This window comes from Streptomyces sp. LUP30 (assembly GCF_001746365.1).
Taxonomy (GTDB): Bacteria; Actinomycetota; Actinomycetes; order Streptomycetales; family Streptomycetaceae; genus Streptomyces.
The window spans coordinates 40,397-61,514 of record NZ_MJAJ01000004.1 but is presented as its reverse complement, the minus strand read 5'-3'; the positions used below and the strand labels follow the sequence as shown (position 1 = coordinate 61,514).

The window sequence follows — 21,118 nt, the reverse complement described above, 5'->3', positions numbered from 1 at the left end:
ATACATCCGCAGGGCCGGACATCCGTTCTCCCCCGCCCGACCCCGCGGTCGCCGGGGCGAGCGCTACTCCGCCTGGAGCACCAGCAGGGCCAGGTCGTCCTCGGGAGGCCGTTCGCCGAACGCGTGGACCAGGCCCCGGATCCGCTCCGCGATCAGGTCCGCGTCGAGGCCCACACAGCCCGCCAGCGCGGTGGCGAGCCCGCCTTCGTCGTCGAACTGGCGCAGGCCCGACCGCCGTTCGGTGACGCCGTCCGTGACGCACAGCAGGGTGTCGCCGGGCCGCAGCCGCAGGCTGTCGCAGGTGTAGGCGACGTCCTCGATGACTCCCAGCAGGGTCTGCGGGTGCCCGGCCGTGGCGACCGAGCCGTCCGGGCCGAGCAGCAGCGGCAGCGGGTGTCCGGCGGAGGCCAGGGTGCAGCGCACGCCGCCCTCGAAGGGGGCCAGTTCGCCGTAGAGGAGGGAGAGGAACCGGGTCTGCGGGCCCTCCCCCGGTACGACGGGCCCGACGAAGGCGCGGGCGGCGGCGTCGGCGGCCTCGGTCGCGTCGTCGAGGAGCAGCTGGTTGAGCCGGTCCAGCACGTCGGCGACGCCGTAGCCCTCGCGGGCCAGCAGCCGCAGCCACGGCCGGGCCAGACCGATGACCACGGCCGCCTCCGGCCCCTTGCCCTGCACATCGCCCACCGCGAAACACCAGCGGCCGTCCCCCGCCGGGAACAGGTCGTAGAAGTCGCCGCTCGGCCCGCCCTGCTCGCGCGGCTCGTAGACGAGGGCGCTGCGCACGCCCGGGATCTCGGCGACCGCGCCGGGCAGCAGCCCGCGTTGGAGGACGGCGCTGATGGTGGCCTGGCGGGCGTACTGACGGGCCGCCCCGATGGCCAGCGCCACCCGGCGGCCGAGGTCCTCGACGAGCCCGGTGACCTCGTCGGGGAAGACGTCCGGTCCGGCGCGCCCGATCACCAGCGTGCCCAGCGGACGGCCGCCGGCGACCAACCGGTAGGCGAGCGACGCGCCGTGCGGGCCGAGCGCCGCGCCGGGCCACGGGAACAGCTCGGGCCCGGAACGCGGACCGCCGTCGGGCGGGGAGGGGGGACCTTTCTCCAGGGCCCCGCGCAGCTCCTCGATGCGGTTCTCGCTGGCGTGCCAGACCCGGGCCAGCCGCGGTCCCGGCCCGCCGGCCCACTCGCCGCTCCCGCTGACCTCGTCCTCCAGCCACACCGCGCACCAGTCGGCGAGCCTCGGCACGACCAGCTGTCCGGTGAGCGCCGCCACCAGGTCCTCGTCGAGCTGCCCGGCGAGCAGGTCGGAGGCCTCGGCGAGGAAGGAGAGGGCGCCGCGGTTGAGCCAGTCCCGGTCGCCCCGGGCGACGGGCTGCGACCCGGCCGCGAGGCCCGCGGGCCGGCCTGCGGAGGCAGACGCACAGGCAGAGGCCGAGGCAGAGGCGCCGGTTGCCGCGGGGGTTGCGGCCGGGTGAGCCTGCCCGCGGACCGACGGCCCCGCGAGACCGCCGTCATCGGGGCCGCCGTGCCCGCCGCCGTCATGTCCGACGCCGCTGTGTCCGAGGCCGGCGAGATCCGGGAGGCCGTCGTGTCCGGGGCCGGTGGGACCGTGCTCGTCACCGCCGAGCCCGAACCCCGGATCGAAGTCGAGGGCGGAGTCGAGGGCGAGCGCGGGGGCGAAGGCGGGATCGAGGGCCGGGTCGAAGGCGGCGTCGGAAGTGGGGTCCGGAGGCTCAGCCGTGGGCAGCAGGCGGGCCCAGATCGTCTTCGTCCCCCTGCGGTACGTCACTCCCCAGGCCTCGGCGAGCGTGGCGACCAGGCGCAGACCGCGGCCGTACTCCGGCATCTCGTACGGCGTCTCGCCGGCGTCGTCGCGCGGGGCACGGGACGGATGGTGGTCGCCGACCTCGACGACGACCGCCGGACAGCCGTCGGGGCGGCCGGGCTCCTCCTCCAGGCGGCACACCAGCTCCACATCGGTGCCGGCGTGCACGACGGCGTTGGTGACGAGCTCGCTGACGACGAGTATCGCGTCCTGGGCGAGACGCTCGCCGAGCTCCTCGGCCGTCGGCCGGCCCGCTCCCGCCCATTCCGTCAGCGCGGCGCGGACCAGATCGCGGGCGGCGCCGGGCGCGAGGGGGCTCCCGGCCAGAGAGGCGCGGATCGACGGGAGCCCGGGCGCGTGCGCGGGCGCGCCGCCGGCCCGGGAGACGGTCTCCCGTTGCGTCGGAATGGCCCCCATGCGCAGCTCCCCGGACGGTTCGGATGCCCACAGGGTGACAGACCGGTCCCGGCCATGAGCGCTGGGTTACCGAACTGGGCCGTCCTGGACGCGAAGCATGGCGCGCGGGTGTACGCGAATGTTCGATGACGCACGGTTGAGGGGCGGAATCCGAGCATTCGGATTCCGCCCCCGCCCACGCCCCGCGCTACGCCTCGCGCGCTCCGGCGTACATCTCGTCGATGAGGTGCTTGTACTCCCGCTCCACGACCGGCCGCTTCAGCTTCAGGCTCGGCGTGATCTCGCCGTGCTCGACGTCGAGGTCGCGGGGCAGCAGCCGGAACTTCTTGATGGTCTGCCAGCGCTGGAGGCCCTCGTTGAGCTGCTTGACGTATCCGTCGACGAGCTCGACCGTCGCGGGAGCGGCGACGACCTCTTCGTACGGCTTTCCGGCCAGCCCGTTGTCCTTGGCCCAGTCGAGGATCGCCGGCTCGTCCAGCGCGATGAGCGCCGTGCAGTAGTTCCGGTCGGCGCCGTGCACCAGGATGTTGGAGACGTACGGACACACCGCCTTGAACTGTCCCTCGACCTCGGCGGGCGCGATGTACTTGCCGCCGGAGGTCTTGATCAGGTCCTTCTTGCGGTCGGTGATGCGCAGGTACCCGTCGGGCGAGAGCTCGCCGATGTCACCGGTGTGGAACCAGCCGTCGGCCTCCAGGACCTCGGCGGTCTTCTCCGGGAGCTTGTGGTAGCCCTCCATGATGCCGGGGCCGCGCAGCAGGATCTCGCCGTCGTCGGCGATGCGCACCTCCGTGCCGGGCAGCGGCTTGCCGACGGTGCCGGTGCGGTAGGCCTCGCCGGGGTTGACGAAGGAGGCGGCGGAGGACTCCGTCAGGCCGTAGCCCTCCAGGACGTGGATGCCGGCGCCGGCGAAGAAGTAGCCGATCTCCGGGGCGAGGGCGGCCGATCCGGAGACGCAGGCGCGCAGGTTGCCGCCGAAGGCCTCACGGATCTTGGCGAAGACGAGCGCGTCGGCCACCTTGTGCCTGGCGCCCAGGCCGAAGGGGACGGACATGCTGCCGGTGCGCCGGAAGTTGTCCTGCGCGGCCTTGGCGTACTCGCGGGAGACCTCGGCGGCCCACTGGAAGATCTTGTACTTGGCCCCGCCGCCCGCGCGGGCCTTGGCGGCGACCCCGTTGTAGACCTTCTCGAAGATGCGCGGCACGGCCGCCATGTACGTGGGCCGGACGATCGGCAGATTCTCGATGATCTTGTCGACGCGGCCGTCGACGGCGGTGACGTGCCCGACCTCGATCTGGCCCGAGGTGAGCACCTTGCCGAAGACGTGCGCGAGCGGCAGCCACAGGTACTGGACGTCGTCGCCGCTGATCAGACCCGTCGCCGCGATCGCCTTCGCCATGTACGACCAGTTGTCGTGCGGCAGGCGCACGCCCTTGGGGCGGCCGGTGGTGCCGGAGGTGTAGATGAGGGTGGCGAGCTGGTCGGAGGTGATCGCGGCGACGCGGTCCTTGATCAGCCCGGGCTCCTTCTCCAGCCGGGCCGCACCGCGCTTCTCCAGCTCGTCGAGGGTGAGGATCCAGTCGGCGGTCTCCACACCGGCCGGGTCGATCACGACCACATGGGTGAGCGCGGGCAGCTCGGCGCGCTTCTCCACCGCCTTGGCGAGCTGGGCGGCGTCCTCGGCGATCAGCACCCGGCTCTCGGAGTCCGAGAGGATGAATGCCGACTCCTCGGCGTTGGTCTGCGGGTAGACCGTGGTCGTGGCCGCCCCCGCGCACATGATGCCGAGGTCGGCGAGGATCCACTCGATCCGGGTGGAGGCGGCCAGCGCCACCCGCTGCTCGGCCCGCACCCCCAGTTCGATGAGGCCGGCCGCGATCGCGTAGACCCGCTCGGCGGACTGCGCCCAGCTCAGCGACTTCCAGGCGTCCGGTCCCTCGCCGGACGCCGCCGGCACGGGGTAGCGGTAGGCCTCCGCGTCGGGCGTGGCCGCCACGCGCTCCAGGAAGAGGCCCGCGACGGACGGCGGACGGTTCTCGATCAGTGTCTGTGTGTCGCTCACGACATCCTCCGGGGCCCGCGACGGAGCGGCTGGCTCGTTGCGGCGTCGTTCGACGCGGCTTGTGTTGACGGTGGCTGTTGTTGACCGCGGCTGTTGTTTAACTCACGAGTAACTACCGAGCAGGGATCAGAGTAGAGGGCGACTGGCCAGCGCGTAAGGGGCTCCGGACCGTCACTTTCTCCTGGATACAGGGACAGGGCCCGTCGCGCTCACGCACGACGGGCCCTGGACTCCTGCGCCGAAAGGGCTATTTCTTGGCCTTGCCGGATCCCGCGCTGTCGTCACTGCTCAGGACGGCGATGAAGGCCTCCTGCGGAACCTCCACGGAACCCACCATCTTCATCCGCTTCTTGCCTTCCTTCTGCTTCTCCAGCAGCTTGCGCTTCCGGGAGATGTCACCGCCGTAGCACTTGGCGAGGACGTCCTTGCGGATGGCGCGGATGGTCTCGCGGGCGATGACCCGGGAGCCGATGGCCGCCTGGATGGGCACCTCGAAGGCCTGCCGCGGGATGAGCTCGCGCAACTTGGCGACCAGCCGCACACCGTAGGCGTACGCGGCGTCCTTGTGGGTGATGGCCGAGAACGCGTCGACCTTGTCGCCGTGCAGCAGGATGTCGACCTTGACCAGGCTGGAGGTCTGCTCGCCGGTGGGCTCGTAGTCGAGCGAGGCGTAGCCACGGGTCTTGGACTTCAGCTGGTCGAAGAAGTCGAAGACGATCTCCGCGAGGGGCAGCGTGTAACGGATCTCGACGCGGTCCTCGGAGAGATAGTCCATGCCGAGCAGCACACCGCGCCGGGTCTGGCACAGCTCCATGATCGAGCCGATGAACTCGCTCGGCGCCAGGATGGTGGCGCGCACGACCGGCTCGTACACCTCCGAGAGCTTCCCCTCGGGGAACTCGCTCGGGTTGGTGACGACGTGCTCGGAGCCGTCCTCCATGAGCACCCGGTAGACCACGTTCGGCGCGGTGGCGATGAGGTCGAGGCCGAACTCGCGCTCCAGCCGCTCACGGATCACGTCGAGGTGCAGCAGGCCGAGGAAGCCGACGCGGAAGCCGAAGCCCAGTGCGGCCGAGGTCTCCGGCTCGTAGACCAGCGCGGCGTCGTTGAGCTGCAGCTTGTCGAGGGCCTCGCGCAGCTCGGGGTAGTCCGAGCCGTCCAGCGGATACAGACCCGAGAAGACCATCGGCTTGGGGTCCTTGTAACCGCCGAGGGCCTGGGTCGCCCCCTTGTGCAGGGTGGTGATGGTGTCGCCGACCTTGGACTGGCGGACGTCCTTCACGCCGGTGATCAGGTACCCCACCTCGCCCACGCCGAGGCCGTCCGCGGAGAGCATCTCGGGCGAGTTGGTGCCGATCTCCAGCAGCTCGTGCGTCGCGTTCGTCGACATCATGCGGATGCGCTCGCGCTTGTTGAGCTGACCGTCGATGACACGGACGTACGTCACGACGCCGCGGTAGGAGTCGTAGACCGAGTCGAAGATCATCGCGCGGGCGGGGGCGTCGGCGACGCCGACCGGCGCCGGGATCTCCCTGACGACCTTGTCGAGCAGCGCGTCGACGCCGAGACCGGTCTTGGCGGACACCCGCAGCACGTCGTCCGGGTCGCAGCCGACCAGGTTCGCGAGCTCCTCGGCGAACTTCTCGGGCTGCGCGGCCGGCAGATCGATCTTGTTCAGCACGGGGATGATCGTGAGGTCGTTCTCCATCGCCAGGTAGAGGTTGGCGAGGGTCTGGGCCTCGATGCCCTGGGCGGCGTCGACGAGGAGGACCGTCCCCTCGCAGGCCGCGAGCGACCGCGAGACCTCGTACGTGAAGTCGACGTGCCCCGGGGTGTCGATCATGTTGAGGATGTGCGTGTTGCCCGGATCCTGAGTCGGGGCCCAGGGCAGGCGCACGGCCTGGGACTTGATCGTGATGCCGCGCTCGCGCTCGATGTCCATCCGGTCGAGGTACTGAGCACGCATCTGCCGCTGCTCGACCACACCGGTCAGCTGGAGCATCCGGTCGGCGAGCGTGGACTTGCCGTGGTCGATGTGCGCGATGATGCAGAAATTGCGGATCAGAGCCGGGGCGGTACGGCTCGGCTCGGGCACGGTCTTAGGGGTCGCGGGCACGCAGGGTCCTGTCTCTTGAGGCGCCTTATGCCTCGGGTCGGATCGATACGTAGGCTCCATGGTCCCATGGGCGGCGACCGGGGACCGGTTTGGGCCACTCGCGGCACCACTGGTAGTCTGGGCAGCTGTGTCTCATGCCCTCTCAGCGCGAGGCACACCTCAGAAAATCACCTGGCACGGGACCTTCACGGCCTCGCGCCTGAACCTGCAAAGGCTCATTCGTGGCGAACATCAAGTCCCAGATCAAGCGGATCAAGACCAACGAGAAGGCCCGGCTGCGCAACAAGGCCGTCAAGTCCTCCCTGAAGACCGCGATCCGCAAGGCCCGCGAGGCCGCTGCCGCGGGTGACGTCGAGAAGGCCACCGAGTACCAGCGCGCTGCCGCGCGTCAGCTCGACAAGGCCGTCTCGAAGGGCGTCATCCACAAGAACCAGGCCGCCAACAAGAAGTCGGCGCTTGCTTCCAAGGTCGCCACCCTCAAGGGCTGAACCCCTCAACTGATCTGATCGCCGGAGGGATCCAGAGCGGGCCCTCTCATCCGCTCCCGTCCGGCACCCCGAGCCTGTACGCGGCCTGCGTTCGCCACGCGGGTACGGGCTCACCAGCTTGAACAGGCAAGAGCAGGCTCTGAACGAGCTTGCAGGCCTGTACCGAAGACCCCGGCACCCCGCCCTTCCCCAGGGCGTGAGCCGGGGTCTTCGGCATGCGCCGGATTCTTCGCCGTTCCCGGAGGTCACGAGGCCGCGCCGTCACGGCCTCGCACCGTCACGGCCTTGCGCCATCACGGCCTCGCGCTTCGTCACGACCAGAAGTCGTTGACCGTGTCCATGTCCTGCACACACTCGTCGAGATCCGTGATCTTGTCGCCGACGATCCGGAAGACGATGCACCCGTCCTCCTCCAGGTGCTTGCCGTTGCGGTCGGCGGTGGAGCGGTGCACAGCCACGGCATGCCCTCGCCCGTCGACCAGCACGTTGCGCAACTCGACGCGCATCGTCCCGGCCGTCTCCGAGAAGAGCTTGCCGTACATGTCCGTGATCGCGTCGAGGCCCTTGAAGTCCCCGGAGAGCGGGTGGGACCCGGGCACGTGGTGCGTACAGTCGCCCGTCATCATCCCGCGCAGGGAGTCCATGTCCCCGCGGGAGAAAGCGTCGTAGCCCCGGCGGATCAGGACTGCGTGCGGGTGTTCAGCCATGTCGATCGCCCCTTTCACATGCGCCGGCGATGTCGGCTGCCACGTCCGATTCTCCTCCCCTGCGAGGGAAGGGCCAGTGGATCAGCCCGGATCGGAGAAGGGGGAGGGGGACGGGGACGGGGAGAGGGAGGAGGAGGGGCGAGGGGGAAGCTTTCGGGGAGGGGGAGGTGGCCTGGCTGATGGGGGGGGGAGCGGTGGTGGCAGCGCGGGGTGGCGTGGCCGACGCCAGTGGGCGGGGACGGTGCTCCGGTGAGCCGGGCCGGCTAGCCGCGTCCGCCGGAACGGGCGGCCCGCGCGATGGTCACGACCGCCTTCTCCAGCGCGTACTCGGGATCGTCGCCGCCGCCCTTCACTCCGGCGTCCGCCTCGGCAACGGCCCGCAGCGCGACGGACACCCCGTCCGGCGTCCAGCCGCGCATCTGCTGTCGCACACGGTCGATCTTCCAGGGCGGCATGCCCAGCTCGCGCGCGAGGTCCGCAGGGCGACCGCCGCGCGCGGAGGACAGCTTGCCGATGGCCCGAACGCCCTGGGCGAGTGCGCTGGTGATGAGCACGGGCGCGACGCCGGTGGCCAGCGACCAGCGCAGCGCCTCCAGCGCCTCGGCGGCCCGCCCCTCCACCGCCCGGTCGGCGACGGTGAAGCTCGACGCCTCGGCCCGCCCGGTGTAGTAGCGCCCGACCACGGCCTCGTCGATGGTCCCCTCGACGTCGGCGACGAGCTGGGAGACGGCCGACGCCAGCTCCCGCAGATCGCTGCCGATGGCGTCGACCAGCGCCTGGCACGCCTCGGGCGTGGCCGACCGCCCGGTCGCCCGGAACTCCTGTCTGACGAAGGCCAGCCGGTCCGCCGGCTTGGTCATCTTCGGGCAGGCCACCTCCCGCGCGCCCGCCTTGCGCGCGGCGTCCAGCAGCCCCTTGCCCTTGACTCCGCCCGCGTGCAGCAGCACGAGCGTGATTTCCTCGGCAGGCGCCCCGAGGTAGGCCTTGACGTCCTTGACCGTGTCGGCGGACAGATCCTGCGCGTTGCGCACGACCACGACCTTGCGCTCCGCGAAGAGCGACGGGCTGGTCAGCTCGGCGAGGGTGCCGGGCTGCAGCTGGTCCGAACTCAGATCCCGTACGTCCGTGTCGGCGTCGGCGGCCCTGGCGGCGGCCACCACCTCCTGCACGGCACGGTCGAGCAGCAGGTCCTCCTGGCCCACGGCAAGCGTCACGGGGGCGAGAGGGTCGTCGTTCGCAGTCTTCCTGGCCATCCCCGAAAGCATCCCACGCCCCACTGACACCCGACCCACGCCGGATGGGGTGCGGGGGGGGCTTCCGGGGGCCCTGGGGAGCTTCCGGGGGTCCGGGGGCCTGGAGGTCCGGGGGCCGGGGGGCTGGGGGTCGGGGGTCGGGGGCCGGGGGGCTAGGGGCCGGGGGCTAGGGGGCTTCCGGGGGTCCAGGAAGCGCGGGAGCGCGGGAGTCCGAGGCTCCGGGAATCCGAGGCTCCGAGGACCCGGAAGTCCGTGAGCCCGTGAGTCTGAGGCTCCGAGGCTCCGAGGCTCCGAGGCTCCGAGGCTCCGGGAGTCAGGGAGTCCGGAAGCCCGGAAGCCCGGGAGTCCGGGAGTCCGGGAGTCCGGGGCGGAGGTCAGGGGTCCTCGCGCCACCCCTCCCATTCCGCCGCGAACCCGTCCAGCGCCCCCACGTCGAGCCGCTGTTCCTCGTCGTGCAGCAGGACGAGCCACTGCGCGTCCTCCGCGTCGTCCTCGCCGGCCAGGGCGTCCCGGACGATCCGCGGTTCCTCGTTCACCCCGAACCGCTCCCCGAGCTCCTGAGCCACCGCCTCCGCCGCCTCGCGATCGGGCAGCACCAGCACATGTCGCACATCACTCACGGAGCCATCTTCCGACATGCGCGGGACGCGCCGTGCCACGGGTCCGGGAAACCCGAGGCGGTGAGGTCCTGCGCCGCCCGGGCGCCGAAGGTCAAGCCGCCGGCGCCTGCTGCACGATCTGCACGTCCAGCTCTATGGCGATGCTGGGCCCGACCACGGCGATGCCCCGCGCCAGCATCGTCTGCCAGCTGACGGTGAAGTCGTCCCGATGCAGCTCGGTCCGTGCGCGGCAGGCCGCCCGCGCCTCGCCGTTCATGCCGCTGCCGAGCCCGAGATACTCCGTGTCGAGCGTGACCGTCCGCGTCACGCCGTGCAGCGACAGGGCCCCGGTGACGGCCCACCGGCTGCCGCCCTTGTGCACGAACCGCTCGCTGTAGAACTCGAGTGTCGGAAACCGTTCGACGTCCAGGAAGTCCGCGGACCGCAGATGGTCGTCCCGCATCCTGACGTTCGTGTCGATGGACGCCGCGGCGATCACCACGTGCATCGCCGACTGCTCCACCTGCTCGGCGATCCGCACCGCCCCGGCGAACGAGTTGAACCGCCCGTGGATCCGGGCGAGCCCGATGTGCCGAGCGGTGAATCCGATCGACGAGTGCGTCGGCTCTATCTCCCAGTCCCCCGGCGCCGGAAGCTCCGGCGGCCGCGCCACCTGGAGTGTCACATCACCGAGCGAGGCCAGGGTGTTCTCGGCGACCGTCGCGGTCGCCCGGTAGGGCGTGTATCCCTCGGCGGACACCGCGAGCCGGTACTCCCCCGCCGGCACCGTCGTCACGAACGCCCCGAAGGGATCGGCTCCCCCGCTGACCACCTTGCGTCCCGTGGTGTCGCTCACCGCGAACTCCGCATGCGGCACCGGCTCGTTGACCGGATCGAGCACCCGGCAACTCAGCACCCCGGCGTGCTCCGGGGTGTGGACCGCCGCGAGGGGACTCGTCCGCTGCACCCGGTTCGTACGGTTTCCCAGCCAACGGCCGAACATCCACGACACCCCTGCGCGACTTGACACCACTTGTTGCCGAAGAAGCATTCGATCACCGTTGCCGCTTTCGAGGCAAGACAAGCCCACATCGCGGGAAACCAGCGCATGTGCCGGTACTACGCACGAGTAGCCCCGTGTGACCGGAATCTACCCCTGCGACCCCCCGCTCCCCGAGGCCGTCCGCCCTGCCGCCTGCCGTGACATCGCCGTCCGCACCGCCGGCACCCGCTCCAACGCGATGCCGAACCGCTCCCGATACGTCTGCAGGACCTCCTCGTCATCGGTCAGTTCGTCCTCCCGGCTCACTCCGTCGGCAGCCGTCACCTTCAGCCGACGCCCGCTGAGCGTGATCCTCCCGCCGTCCTCGGTGAGCCGTGAGCAGATCAGCGATTTCGTGAAATGCGACTCCGGCGAAGTGCTGTGCCACCAGGCTCCCGCCACGAAGTCCCGCAACACCCGAGGCCGCGCCTCCAGTCGGTACACCCGCTCCCCGTCCAGCACGACGTCCAGATCCCGCGCCGTCGCAGAACCGGCTCCGCTCTCCGCCCCCGCCGGGTGCGGACCGACCGCCTCGACGATCCTGAAAGCCCCGGCAGGGTCCGGCTGTTCATCCCGCCGTCCCCACTGCAACGGGTAGTGGCTGTGCGCCCCGAATCCGACGTCCGCCAGCCACTCCCCCGCGTCCGCCGTCCTCACCAGCAGCGCGAGATGGTCGTAGGGAATGCCGAGCCGCCCCTCCTCCCCGTACACCCGTGCCGCCAGCAGCGTGACCTCGAACCCCAGCGCCGCGAGCAAGGCCCCGAACGCCCCGTTCAGCTCGTAACAGAACCCTCCCCTGCCCTCCTCGACGACCTTCTCCACCAACCTCCTCTCCTCCAGCACGATCCCCTCGCCGAGATGCACCGACAGATTCTCGAACGGCACGGCCCGCAGATGCCGTAGATGCAACTCACGCAGCAGGGCGACGGTGGGCGCGTGAACAGAACCGGGACCCGGGGCGGAGGCACTCCTGTGGTCGGAGGCAGCGGGGTCGGACCCCGCGCAGGGCGCGTCGAAACCGAGGCGTTCCAGGTAGGCCCCGACGAGGCGAGCGTCGAGCCCCGCACACGCCTCGACGCCACGGGCCTCCGACTGCCCGGCATCAGAACCGGCATGGGCCTCGGCCTCGGACGAGGTGACGGGGAGAGACGGCTGAGCAGCGGTGGGACGCCGGAGGCGAGGTTCGGGAACTTCTCGGCCGGACTGTGCGGGATCCATGTCCTCAGTCTCTCGCCACCCGCATGTGCCCACCCGTATCCGCGACGACGGCCACGGCCCCGTCGCGGTCCGTCCGCATGACGACCGCGCCTCCCGCGCGCAGCGCCGCCACCGTGCTGGGCGCCGGGTGGCCGTACGGGTTGCCTTCGCCGCACGAGATCAGCGCCAGCCGTGGCGCCACCGCTCGTATGAGGCCGGGGTCCTGGTAGGCCGAGCCGTGGTGCGCCACCTTGAGCACGTCCACTCCACGCACCAGCGCGGCCGCCGGTGATCGCGACAGTGCCTGCTGGGCCGGGGGTTCGAGATCGCCGAGCAGCAGCATCCGCAGGCCCGCGGAACGCACGAGCATCGTCACGCTCGCGTCGTTCGGTCCGTCCGGTTCAGGGGCCGGGCCCGGTGGCGGCCACAGCACCTCCCAGTCGAGCGCACCTACCCTTCGCCGCTCCCCGGCCGCGGCCCGCACCACGGGAACGTTCCGCGCCTGCGCCTCCTTCCGCACGAACTCCACCTGCTCTCGGGGCTCCTCGAACCCCGTCGTCTCGATCGCCCCCACCGTCCGGCCGCGCAGCACCCCTGGCAGTCCGGCCACATGGTCGGCGTGGAAGTGGGTGAGCACGACGAGGGGCACCCGGGTGACGCCCAGCGTGTGCAGGCACCGGTCGACCGGTTTCGGATCCGGCCCGGCGTCCACCACCACGCCCGCGCCGTCGCCGGCCGCGAGGACGGTCGCGTCCCCTTGTCCCACGTCGCACATCGCCAATCGCCAGCCGGGGGGCGGCCAGCCCGTGAGGACCCTGGTCAGCGGCGGCGGCTGCACCACCACGAGCAGCAGCAGCGCCCCGCAGAGCCCACACAGCCACGGGTGTCCCAGCAGGCGTCGTCCGAGCATCACCACCGCCGCCGTGGCCAGTGCCAGCAACAGCGCTCCGACCCAGCTCCCCGGCCAGCCCACCCCCGCGCCGGGCAACGCCGCCCCGGCCCGTGCCACACCCGCGATCCATCCCGCCGGCCAACTCGCCAACCAGGCCAGCGCTTTGGCCACCGGCATCGCCACGGGCGCCGTCGCCAGCGCCGCGAAGCCCAGTACCGTCGCCGGGGCGACCGCGAGCTCCACCAGGAGATTGCAGGGCACCGCCACCAGACTCACCCGTGCCGACAGCACCGCGACGACCGGGGCGCACACAGCCTGGGCGGCTCCTGCCGCCGCCAGCGCCTCCGCGAGCCGCGGGGGCACCCGTCGCCGTCGCAGGGAGGCGCTCCACCGCGGCGCCAGCGTCAACAGCGCCCCGGTGGCCAGGACGGACAGCAGGAACCCGTAACTCCGGGCCAGCCAGGGGTCGTAGAGCACCAGCAGCAGAACCGCCGTCGCCAGCGCCGGGATGAGGGATCTGCGGCGGCCGGTCGCCAGGGCGAGCAGCACGATCGCTCCACAGGCCGCGGCACGCAGCACGCTGGGATCGGGGCGGCACACGACGACGAATCCGAGCGTGAGCGCTCCGCCCAGCAGCGCGGTCGTCCGCAACGGCACGCCCAGCCGAGGCGCCAGGCCGCGCCGCTCGACCTGCTGGGCCAGGCCCGGCGGGCCGAGGAGCAACGCGAGGATGATCGTGAGATTGCTCCCGGAAACGGCGAGGGTGTGGGCCAGATCCGTGTCCTTGAAGGCCTCGTCCAGCTCGGCCGTGATGCGCGAGGTGTCCCCGACGACCAGCCCCGGCAGCAACGCCCGAGCGTCCGCCGGCAGCCCGTCGGTGGCCGACCGCAGTCCCGCCCGCAGCCGCCCCGCCAACCGCTGCACGGCCGTCGGCTCCCCCACGGTCATCGGCTCGGCATGTTTGCGCACCCGCAGCACGGCCGCGATCCGGTCTCCTCCGGCCAACGGGAGCGCCAGCCGCCCGGTCACCCGCAACCGGGTCGACGGCAGCAACTCGAGCCACGACGCCCCGGGTCTCGGCCCGGAACTCCCTGCGTCAGCGGTCCCGACCCGGCCATGCTCCACATCCGCGCCTCCGGCCCCCGTCCTTCCGGCGAATCCCTTCCTTCCCACGAACCCGGCCGTTCCGGCGGGCCCCGTACGCGAACCCGACCCGCCCCGGCCCGAACCGACGTCCACGATCAGCAGTACCGGAGCCCGTGTCGCCACGGTGGTCCGGGACGGCCCCTCGACACTGCGCACCTCCGCTTCGATCAGGACGGAGTCGGGGGTCAGGTGATCGCCCCTGACTCTGGGCCGGGCCAGCCGTGGATCCGATGTGACCTCCACCTCGGCGGTGACGGTCGCGTACTCCCGCGCCAGGGCCGGTACCGGCCCCCGCCGCAGGTCGGCCCCGTGCAGCCCGGCCGACGCGGCAGCCGCGGCCACGCACAGCAACGAGGCGGCGACAGTGACTCGCGGCCAGACCTCTCTGCCGCCGACGGCCGACTCCGTCGACCGGCTCCCACCGCCGGAGCGGTCGCGCCGCCCGTCATCGTCTGCTCCGCGCCGCCGATTCACCAACAGCAGGGCGCCGGCGGCCAGCAGGCAGACGGCCACGAGGCCGCCCACCAGCTCTGGCGAGGCGTCCAGCGTCGACGCGGCGGTCACCCAGGCCGCGAGCGCGGGGGGCACGAGCCGTAGATCCAGCGGCCCTTCCTGACGCGGGTGGGCATCGCCGAGTCGTTTACCGGAGGCGGCGTGCACGGTCCCACGGGGGCGAGAGCCGAAAGCGGCCCGCACACCGACGCCCGCGACCGTCGCCCTGCCTCCGACCACACGGCCGCCCGCCGCCGGCCTTCCGGCTCGGAGACCGCCGGCTCCGCCGGTTCGGGGTGTCGTGTGCCCGCTGTCCTCGCGCCTCATGGCCGCACGAGATTCCGCAGGTCGGCGAAGCGCCGCTCGCCGATGCCGTTGACCTCGCGCAGCTCGTCCACCGAGCGGAAACCGCCGTGCTGCGCCCGGTAGTCGACGATGTGCTGTGCCAGCACGGGCCCCACACCGGGCAGGGTGTCCAGTTGATCGACGGTGGCCGTGTTCAGGGAGACAGGAGCCCCAGGTCCCGGTCCCGCTCCTGCCACCACGCCCGCTCCCGCCCCGGTCCCGGCGCCTCCGGCCGGCGCGGGTCCGCCGACGACGACCTGCTCTCCGTCGACGAGGAAACGCGCGCGGTTGAGACCGTCGGTGTCGGTGCCCGGCCGGACACCCCCGGCCGCGTCCAACGCGTCGACCACACGTGAGCCGGCCGGGAGACGATGGATCCCGGGCTCACGTACCTTGCCGCTGACGTCCACCACGATCTCGGCCCCGGCCGTGCCGCCAGGACCCGGCGGACCCGTGGCATCGGGCGGCTCGGACGCCGAGTTCTGCCGGCCCGTGTCATAAGGGGCCGCGGCCCGCACCACCTCCGGCGCTCGGACCGGCTGGGCCCGGCCGACCCAGAAATGCTGAACGGCGAAGACAGCGGCGGCCGCCAACAACACGGTGAGGGCGAGCACGCTCCTGCGCTCCAGGCCACAGCGCGTCTGCAACCACACCGGCATCCGCTCCCGCAGCGCGAGCCCCGCCCGCGCCCGCCACACAGCCACCCCCGGAGGAACCGCACCGCCGGCCGCATGGCCCTCGGCGTCGACAGCGGTATCGGGCTCGCTATCGCTATGCGCAGGAGCGTGGGCCGGGGCATGGGCACGGGTATCGATGGCCGTGTCGGTATCGGTGTCGGTATTGGTGCAGGTATCGGCGAGGGCACCGACACGGGCATCGGCGAGAGCGCGGGCATAGGCGCGGCGCGCGGCGCCCTCGACCTCTACCTCGGCTTCCGCACCCGCACCCGCAGACTCCCCCACACCGGCATCCAGGCCTCCGCTTCCTCCACCGCCGCCGCCATCGCCACCCCCACCGACCTGCCGTGCCCTAGCCATGTCCCGTTGCAGAGAAGCCCGTTCGGCGAACAACGCCTCCGCCCGGCGACGGTTCTCTTCCGCCGAGGCTTGGCCGTGACGATGTCCGCCCCGGCCGCCGCCAGGTGAACTGCGTCGTGGGGAGCGGCCGTCGGAGCCGGGAGGCCGGCCGGGGCCGCTGGTCGCGTTCGTGTCGCGTGAGCGTGATCGAAGTGCCATGCGACGAGGATCGGGCACTTCACCGAACCGCGATGATCTTGCTCAATTCCCGGGGAAAACCAGCTGGTTGTGGATAACTTCGCCACCCGCACGAGTGAGGGACCCGGGCCCTCACCTCGGTGAGACCACGACCCCCAGCAGTCCCGGTCCGGTATGCGCCCCGATCACCGCTCCGACCTCGCTCACATGCAGGTCGACGAGTCCGGGCACGCGTGCACGCAGACGGTCCGCGAGCGCGGACGCCCGCTCGGGGGCGGCGAGATGGTGCACGGCGATGTCGACCGGCGCGCTTCCGGCCCGGTCGGCCCCGATCTCCTCCAGGCGGGCGATCGCCCTCGACGCCGTGCGCACCTTCTCCAGGAGTTCGATGCGGCCCCCCGCCAGCTGGAGCAGCGGCTTGACGGCGAGCGCGGAGCCCAACAAGGCCTGCGCGGTGCCGATCCGGCCGCCGCGGCGCAGATAGTCGAGAGTGTCGACGTAGAAGTAGGCGGACGTGCCGGCCGCCCGCTTCTCCGCCGCGGTGACCGCCTCGTCGACCGTGCCGCCCGACTCGGCGGCCTCGGCGGCCGAGAGCGCGCAGAAACCGAGCGCCATCGCGACCATGCCGGTGTCCACCACCCGAACCGGCACGGGCGCCTCACGCGCCGCGACGACGGCCGCGTCGTAGGTACCGGACAGCTCTGCGGAGAGATGGAGGGAGACGATGCCGGCGGCCCCGGACTCGGCGACCATGCGGTAGGTCTCGGCGAAGACCTGAGGGCTGGGACGCGAGGTGGTGACGGGGCGTCGCTTCTGCAGTGCCTGGGCGAGGGAGCGGGTGGAGATCTCGTTGCCCTCTTCAAGAGCCTGGTCGCCGAGGACGACGGTCAACGGCACCGCGGTGATGCCGTGGCGCTCCATCGTCCGCTGCGGCAGATAGGCCGTTGAATCCGTGACGATAGCGACATGGCGGGACATGACCTGGAGGTTACCTGCCGTAGCCCCCGTACGGCAGCCCGGCCCCTCGCACCCGGACGGCCCTTGACCGAATCAAATACCACGCCTGGCGACACCGAAACCCGTGCTCCGTCAGGTGGTGCTCTCGGGGCGCGGCTTCTTCTGCCAGGGGTAGGTGGGGCGCGGCGCCGCAGGGGTGATGGCGGGCCGGGGCGGCTCCTCCGCGCTGTGCGTGCGGGGAGTCTCCGGCCAGGTCTGTCCCTCCGTCTCGCCGTCGGCGGCGGGCGCCTCGGGCCACGAGGGTGGGGAGGTCGGCGAGGTCGGGGAGGACTCCGCCGTCGTCCAGTGCCGCAGGGCGCCTGTCTCGACGTCTATCTGGGTGCCGAGGGAGTCGAGGTCGTCCTCGGCGAAGCGGCGGGCGCGGTCGCGAGCCGCCCAGCGCAGAGAGTCCGCCGACGCCGTGATCCGCTCGGTACGTTCCCGCAGCGAGGGAAGCCGCTGGGCGAGTGCGGCCCGGTCCGGCTCGGATTCCAGGCGCTTGAGCTCGGCGTCCAGTTCCTGCCCGTGCGCGCTGAGCCGCTGGAACAGGCCGAGGGACTCCTTGAGCGACTCGTCCTCTGCGGCGCCGGCGTGCAGGGCCTCCTGCGTGGCCCTCATGGACGTGCGCAGTTTGAGCCGCAGCTGGGCGAGCTCGCCGGCCGGTCCGAGCTGGGCGAAGGACTTGGCCCGCAGGGTGTGGTCCTCGACCGTGCGACGAGCCTGGGTGATGGTGCGGTCGACTCCTCGCTTGGCGGCGCCGATGACCTTCACCGTGGCGTAGACGCCGAGCGCCAGGAAGAGCACGAAGAGCAGGGCGACGATCGTGATCACTGCTTCCACCAGCTCCTCCTCCGGCCTGCCAGGACCCATCCGGCGCCGCGATGACGCGCCGCACTTCAAACGGTAAACGAGACGGGCAGGTCCGGAGTTCCAGAAGAACCCCGAACCTGCCCGCACGAAACCCTTAGGGGACGGCCACGAACACCACGCCCCGACCCTCAGGCACCTCAAGCCTCGGGAACCCCGGACTTCAGGGACCCCAGGCTGCAGACACCTCAGACCAGGCCCTCAGACCTCAGACCTCAGACCTCAGACCTCAGACCAGGGCAGCCTCAGGCCGGAACGATGTTGACCAGCTTCGGCGCCCGCACGATCACCTTGCGGATACCGGCCCCGCCCAGCGCCTTCACGACGGCCTCGTCGGCCAGCGCGGCCTTCTCCAGTTCCGCGTCGGAGATGGCCGGGGAGACCTCCAGGCGCGCCTTGACCTTGCCCTTGATCTGCACGACGCAGGTCACGCTCTCGTCCACGACGTAGGCCGGGTCGGCGACCGGCAGGTCCTGGTGGACCACCGAGTCGGTGTGGCCCAGGCGGCGCCACAGCTCCTCGGCGATGTGCGGGGCCAGCGGCGCGACCAGCAGCACCAGGTCCTCGGCGACCGTGCGCGGCACCGCCCCGCCCGCTTTGGTCAGGTGGTTGTTCAGCTCGGTGATCTTGGCGATGGCGGTGTTGAAGCGCAGGCCCTCCAGGTCCTGACGCACGCCGTCGATCGCCTTGTGCAGGGCCCGCAGGGTGTCCTCGTCGACGTCGGCGTCCTCGGCGTCGACCACGGTCACCTCGCCGGTGCTCTCGTCGACGATGTTGCGCCACAGCCGCTGCAGCAGCCGGTACTGGCCGACGACCGCGCGGGTGTCCCACGGGCGCGAGACGTCCAGCGGGCCCATCGCCATCTCGTACAGGCGCAGGGTGTCGGCGCCGTACTCGGCGCAGATCTCGTCCGGAGTCACCGCGTTCTTCAGGGACTTGCCCATCTTGCCCAGCAGCCGGGAGACCTTCTCGCCCTGGTAGTAGTAGGCGCCGTCGCGCTCCTCCACCTCGGTGGCGGGAACCGCGATGCCCCGGGCGTCGCGGTAGACGTACGCCTGGATCATGCCCTGGTTGAACAGCTTGTGGAACGGCTCCACGGAGGAGACGTGCCCCAGGTCGAACAGGACCTTGGACCAGAAGCGCGCGTACAGCAGGTGCAGCACGGCGTGCTCGGCGCCGCCCACGTACAGGTCGACGCCGCCGTGCGGCTGACCCTCGCGGGGGCCCATCCAGTACTGCTCGATCTCGGGGTCGACCAGCTTCTCGCTGTTGTGCGGGTCCAGGTAGCGCAGCTCGTACCAGCAGGAACCGGCCCAGTTGGGCATGGTGTTGGTCTCGCGGCGGTACTTCTTGGGGCCGTCGCCCAGGTCCAGGGTGACGTTCACCCAGTCCTCGTTGCGCGACAGCGGCGTCTCCGGGGAGGTGTTCGCGTCGTCCGGGTCGAAGGTGCGCGGCGAGTAGTCCTCGACCTCCGGCAGCTCCAGGGGCAGCATCGACTCGGGCAGCGCGTGGGCGACGCCGTCCTCGTCGTAGACGATCGGGAAGGGCTCGCCCCAGTAGCGCTGCCGGCTGAACAGCCAGTCGCGCAGGCGGAAGTTGACGGTGCCCTCGCCGATGCCCTTGCGCTCCAGCCACTGCGTGATGCGCGCCTTGGCGTCGACCACGCCCAGGCCGTCCAGCGAGATGTCGTCGTGGGAGGAGTTGACGATCTTCGCGTCGTACGAGGCGAAGGCGTCGTCCCAGGCCGAGGTGTCGGTGCCGCGGCCGTCGGTCGGCTCCACCACGCAGGTGATCGGCAGCTCGAAGGCGCGCGCGAACGCGAAGTCACGCGTGTCGTGCGCCGGGACGGCCATGATCGCGCCGGTGCCGTAGCCCATCAGGACGTAGTCGGCGATGAAGACGGGGACCCGCTCGCCGTTGACCGGGTTGGTCGCGTAGACGCCGGTGAAGACGCCGGTCTTGTCCTTGGCCTCGGCCTGTCGCTCGACGTCGGACTTGGAGGCGGCCTGCGCGCGGTACGCGGCGACGGCCTCGGCCGGGGTCGCGTGACCGCCGGTCCACACGTCGTGGGTGCCCTCGGGCCAGGCGTCCGGGGTGAACTTGTCGGCCAGCGGGTGCTCGGGGGCCAGCACCATGTAGGTCGCGCCGAACAGGGTGTCCGGGCGCGTGGTGAAGACGGTGATCTGCTCGCCGTCCACGGGGAAGTCGACGCGGGCGCCTTCCGAGCGGCCGATCCAGTTGCGCTGCTGCAGCTTGATGGCCTCGGGCCAGTCCAGGGCGTCCAGGTCGTCCAGCAGGCGGTCCGCGTAGGCGGTGATGCGCATGTTCCACTGGCGCAGCTTGGCCTTGAAGACGGGGAAGTTGCCGCGCTCGGAACGGCCGTCGGCGGTGACCTCCTCGTTGGCCAGCACGGTGCCCAGGCCCGGGCACCAGTTGACCGGCGCGTCGGAGGCGTAGGCCAGGCGGAAGTCGCTCAGGACGTCGGCGCGCTCGGTGGCGGTCAGCTCGCCCCACGCGCGTGTGTGCCCCGGTACGGCCCGCTCACCGGACTCGAACAGGGCGACCAGCTCGGCGATCGGACGGGCCTTGTCCGCGTCGGTGTCGTACCAGGAGTTGAAGATCTGCAGGAAGATCCACTGCGTCCACTTGTAGTACTCCGGGTCGATCGTGGCGAACGACCGGCGCTTGTCGTGGCCCAGGCCCAGCCGACGCAGCTGGACCTTCATGTTCTCGATGTTGGCCTCGGTGGACACGCGCGGGTGCGTGCCGGTCTGCACGGCGTACTGCTCGGCGGGCAGGCCGAAGGCGTCGAAGCCCAGGGTGTGCAGCACGTTGTGGCCGGTCATGCGCTGGAAGCGCGCGTACACGTCGGTCGCGATGTAGCCCAGCGGGTGGCCGACGTGCAGGCCCGCACCGGAGGGGTACGGGAACATGTCCATGATGAACTTCTTGGGCCGGGCGACCAGCTCCGGGTCGCCGGCCAGGTCGCCCTTGGGGTTCGGGGCCGCGTAGGTGCCCTCCGCGTCCCAGAAGTCCTGCCAGCGTGCCTCGATCTCGGCGGCCATGGCAGCCGTGTAGCGGTGCGGCGCGGCCTCTGCCGGGACAGCGGCGGCAGCGGGGTTCGTCTCGCTCATGGTCCTCAAAGCTCCATCGATCGTCTCTGCCAGCGGGTTGTCGTCCAGGAAACGAAAAATCCCCTCGCACAGGAGGGGACGCCGCGCCGATTCCGAACCGTCCGATCACCGGCGGTCGGGACTGATCAGCGCGGCTCGCTAAGCAGAAGGCGTACAGCACGCATGGCGTTAGGGTACCGCAGGCCTTGAGCAGGCCGCGACGAACTTACGTATGCATGGTCGCGACAACGTTGAGGAGCCGAGAACGGGGGGTCGGAGCTGAACCAAGGCCAATGGTTACTTCGCGTAACAGCCGCTACAGGACATCACGCCAGCCACATTGTCGTTTCA

General features: G+C 71.4%; 14 protein-coding genes. 1 reads left to right on the top strand and 13 read right to left on the bottom strand.

Going from position 1 to position 21,118, the window contains the following annotated elements; translation table 11 throughout:
* Positions 1 to 63: 63 nt before the first annotated feature.
* From BG482_RS05340 to lepA, 3 genes are all read right to left on the bottom strand, one after another.
* On the bottom strand, positions 64 to 2,238 hold the full coding sequence (locus BG482_RS05340; RefSeq protein WP_069767681.1) for a SpoIIE family protein phosphatase: 2,175 nt from the start codon (positions 2,236 to 2,238) through the stop codon (positions 64 to 66).
* Between the two features lie 187 nt (positions 2,239 to 2,425).
* On the bottom strand, positions 2,426 to 4,300 hold the full coding sequence (locus BG482_RS05335) for a long-chain fatty acid--CoA ligase (RefSeq protein ID WP_069767680.1): 1,875 nt from the start codon (positions 4,298 to 4,300) through the stop codon (positions 2,426 to 2,428).
* Between the two features lie 247 nt (positions 4,301 to 4,547).
* Positions 4,548 to 6,416, bottom strand: coding sequence for a translation elongation factor 4 (gene lepA, locus BG482_RS05330; protein WP_069767679.1), 1,869 nt, complete (start codon positions 6,414 to 6,416; stop codon positions 4,548 to 4,550).
* A gap of 221 nt (positions 6,417 to 6,637) precedes the next feature.
* Between lepA and rpsT the strand changes: the two genes are divergently transcribed.
* The gene (gene rpsT / locus BG482_RS05325; protein ID WP_053750780.1) at positions 6,638 to 6,904 is read left to right on the top strand and encodes a 30S ribosomal protein S20; all 267 of its coding nucleotides are present in this window, start codon (positions 6,638 to 6,640) and stop codon (positions 6,902 to 6,904) included.
* A gap of 311 nt (positions 6,905 to 7,215) precedes the next feature.
* Here the strand turns inward: rpsT and BG482_RS05320 are convergent, their stop codons facing one another.
* The 10 genes from BG482_RS05320 to leuS all read right to left on the bottom strand — a co-directional run bounded on the left by BG482_RS05320 (position 7,216) and on the right by leuS (position 20,788).
* The gene (locus BG482_RS05320; RefSeq protein ID WP_069767827.1) at positions 7,216 to 7,611 is read right to left on the bottom strand and encodes a nuclear transport factor 2 family protein; all 396 of its coding nucleotides are present in this window, start codon (positions 7,609 to 7,611) and stop codon (positions 7,216 to 7,218) included.
* Between the two features lie 263 nt (positions 7,612 to 7,874).
* On the bottom strand, positions 7,875 to 8,864 hold the full coding sequence (gene holA / locus BG482_RS05315) for a DNA polymerase III subunit delta (RefSeq protein WP_218108768.1): 990 nt from the start codon (positions 8,862 to 8,864) through the stop codon (positions 7,875 to 7,877).
* A gap of 374 nt (positions 8,865 to 9,238) precedes the next feature.
* Positions 9,239 to 9,484, bottom strand: a complete 246-nt coding sequence (locus BG482_RS05310) for a hypothetical protein (protein WP_079141626.1) — start codon at positions 9,482 to 9,484, stop codon at positions 9,239 to 9,241.
* 91 nt (positions 9,485 to 9,575) lie between these two features.
* Complete coding sequence (locus tag BG482_RS05305) at positions 9,576 to 10,466, bottom strand: YceI family protein (protein ID WP_079141603.1); 891 nt, start codon at positions 10,464 to 10,466, stop codon at positions 9,576 to 9,578.
* A 147-nt stretch (positions 10,467 to 10,613) separates the two neighbouring features.
* Positions 10,614 to 11,390 carry an arylamine N-acetyltransferase gene (locus BG482_RS05300; protein WP_370745751.1) on the bottom strand — a complete coding sequence of 259 codons (777 nt, stop codon included), beginning with the start codon at positions 11,388 to 11,390 and terminating at the stop codon, positions 10,614 to 10,616.
* Positions 11,391 to 11,727: 337 nt separating this feature from the next.
* A complete protein-coding gene (locus BG482_RS05295) occupies positions 11,728 to 14,400 on the bottom strand; it encodes a ComEC/Rec2 family competence protein (RefSeq protein WP_069767824.1) in 2,673 nt (890 codons plus the stop codon).
* A gap of 155 nt (positions 14,401 to 14,555) precedes the next feature.
* A complete protein-coding gene (locus tag BG482_RS44970; RefSeq protein WP_079141600.1) occupies positions 14,556 to 15,812 on the bottom strand; it encodes a ComEA family DNA-binding protein in 1,257 nt (418 codons plus the stop codon).
* A gap of 111 nt (positions 15,813 to 15,923) precedes the next feature.
* Positions 15,924 to 16,769 carry a DegV family protein gene (locus BG482_RS05280; RefSeq protein WP_069767674.1) on the bottom strand — a complete coding sequence of 282 codons (846 nt, stop codon included), beginning with the start codon at positions 16,767 to 16,769 and terminating at the stop codon, positions 15,924 to 15,926.
* Between the two features lie 111 nt (positions 16,770 to 16,880).
* Positions 16,881 to 17,627, bottom strand: coding sequence for a hypothetical protein (locus tag BG482_RS05275; RefSeq protein WP_069767673.1), 747 nt, complete (start codon positions 17,625 to 17,627; stop codon positions 16,881 to 16,883).
* 272 nt (positions 17,628 to 17,899) lie between these two features.
* Positions 17,900 to 20,788, bottom strand: a complete 2,889-nt coding sequence (gene leuS, locus BG482_RS05270) for a leucine--tRNA ligase (protein WP_069767672.1) — start codon at positions 20,786 to 20,788, stop codon at positions 17,900 to 17,902.
* Between the last annotated feature and the right edge of the window lie 330 nt (positions 20,789 to 21,118).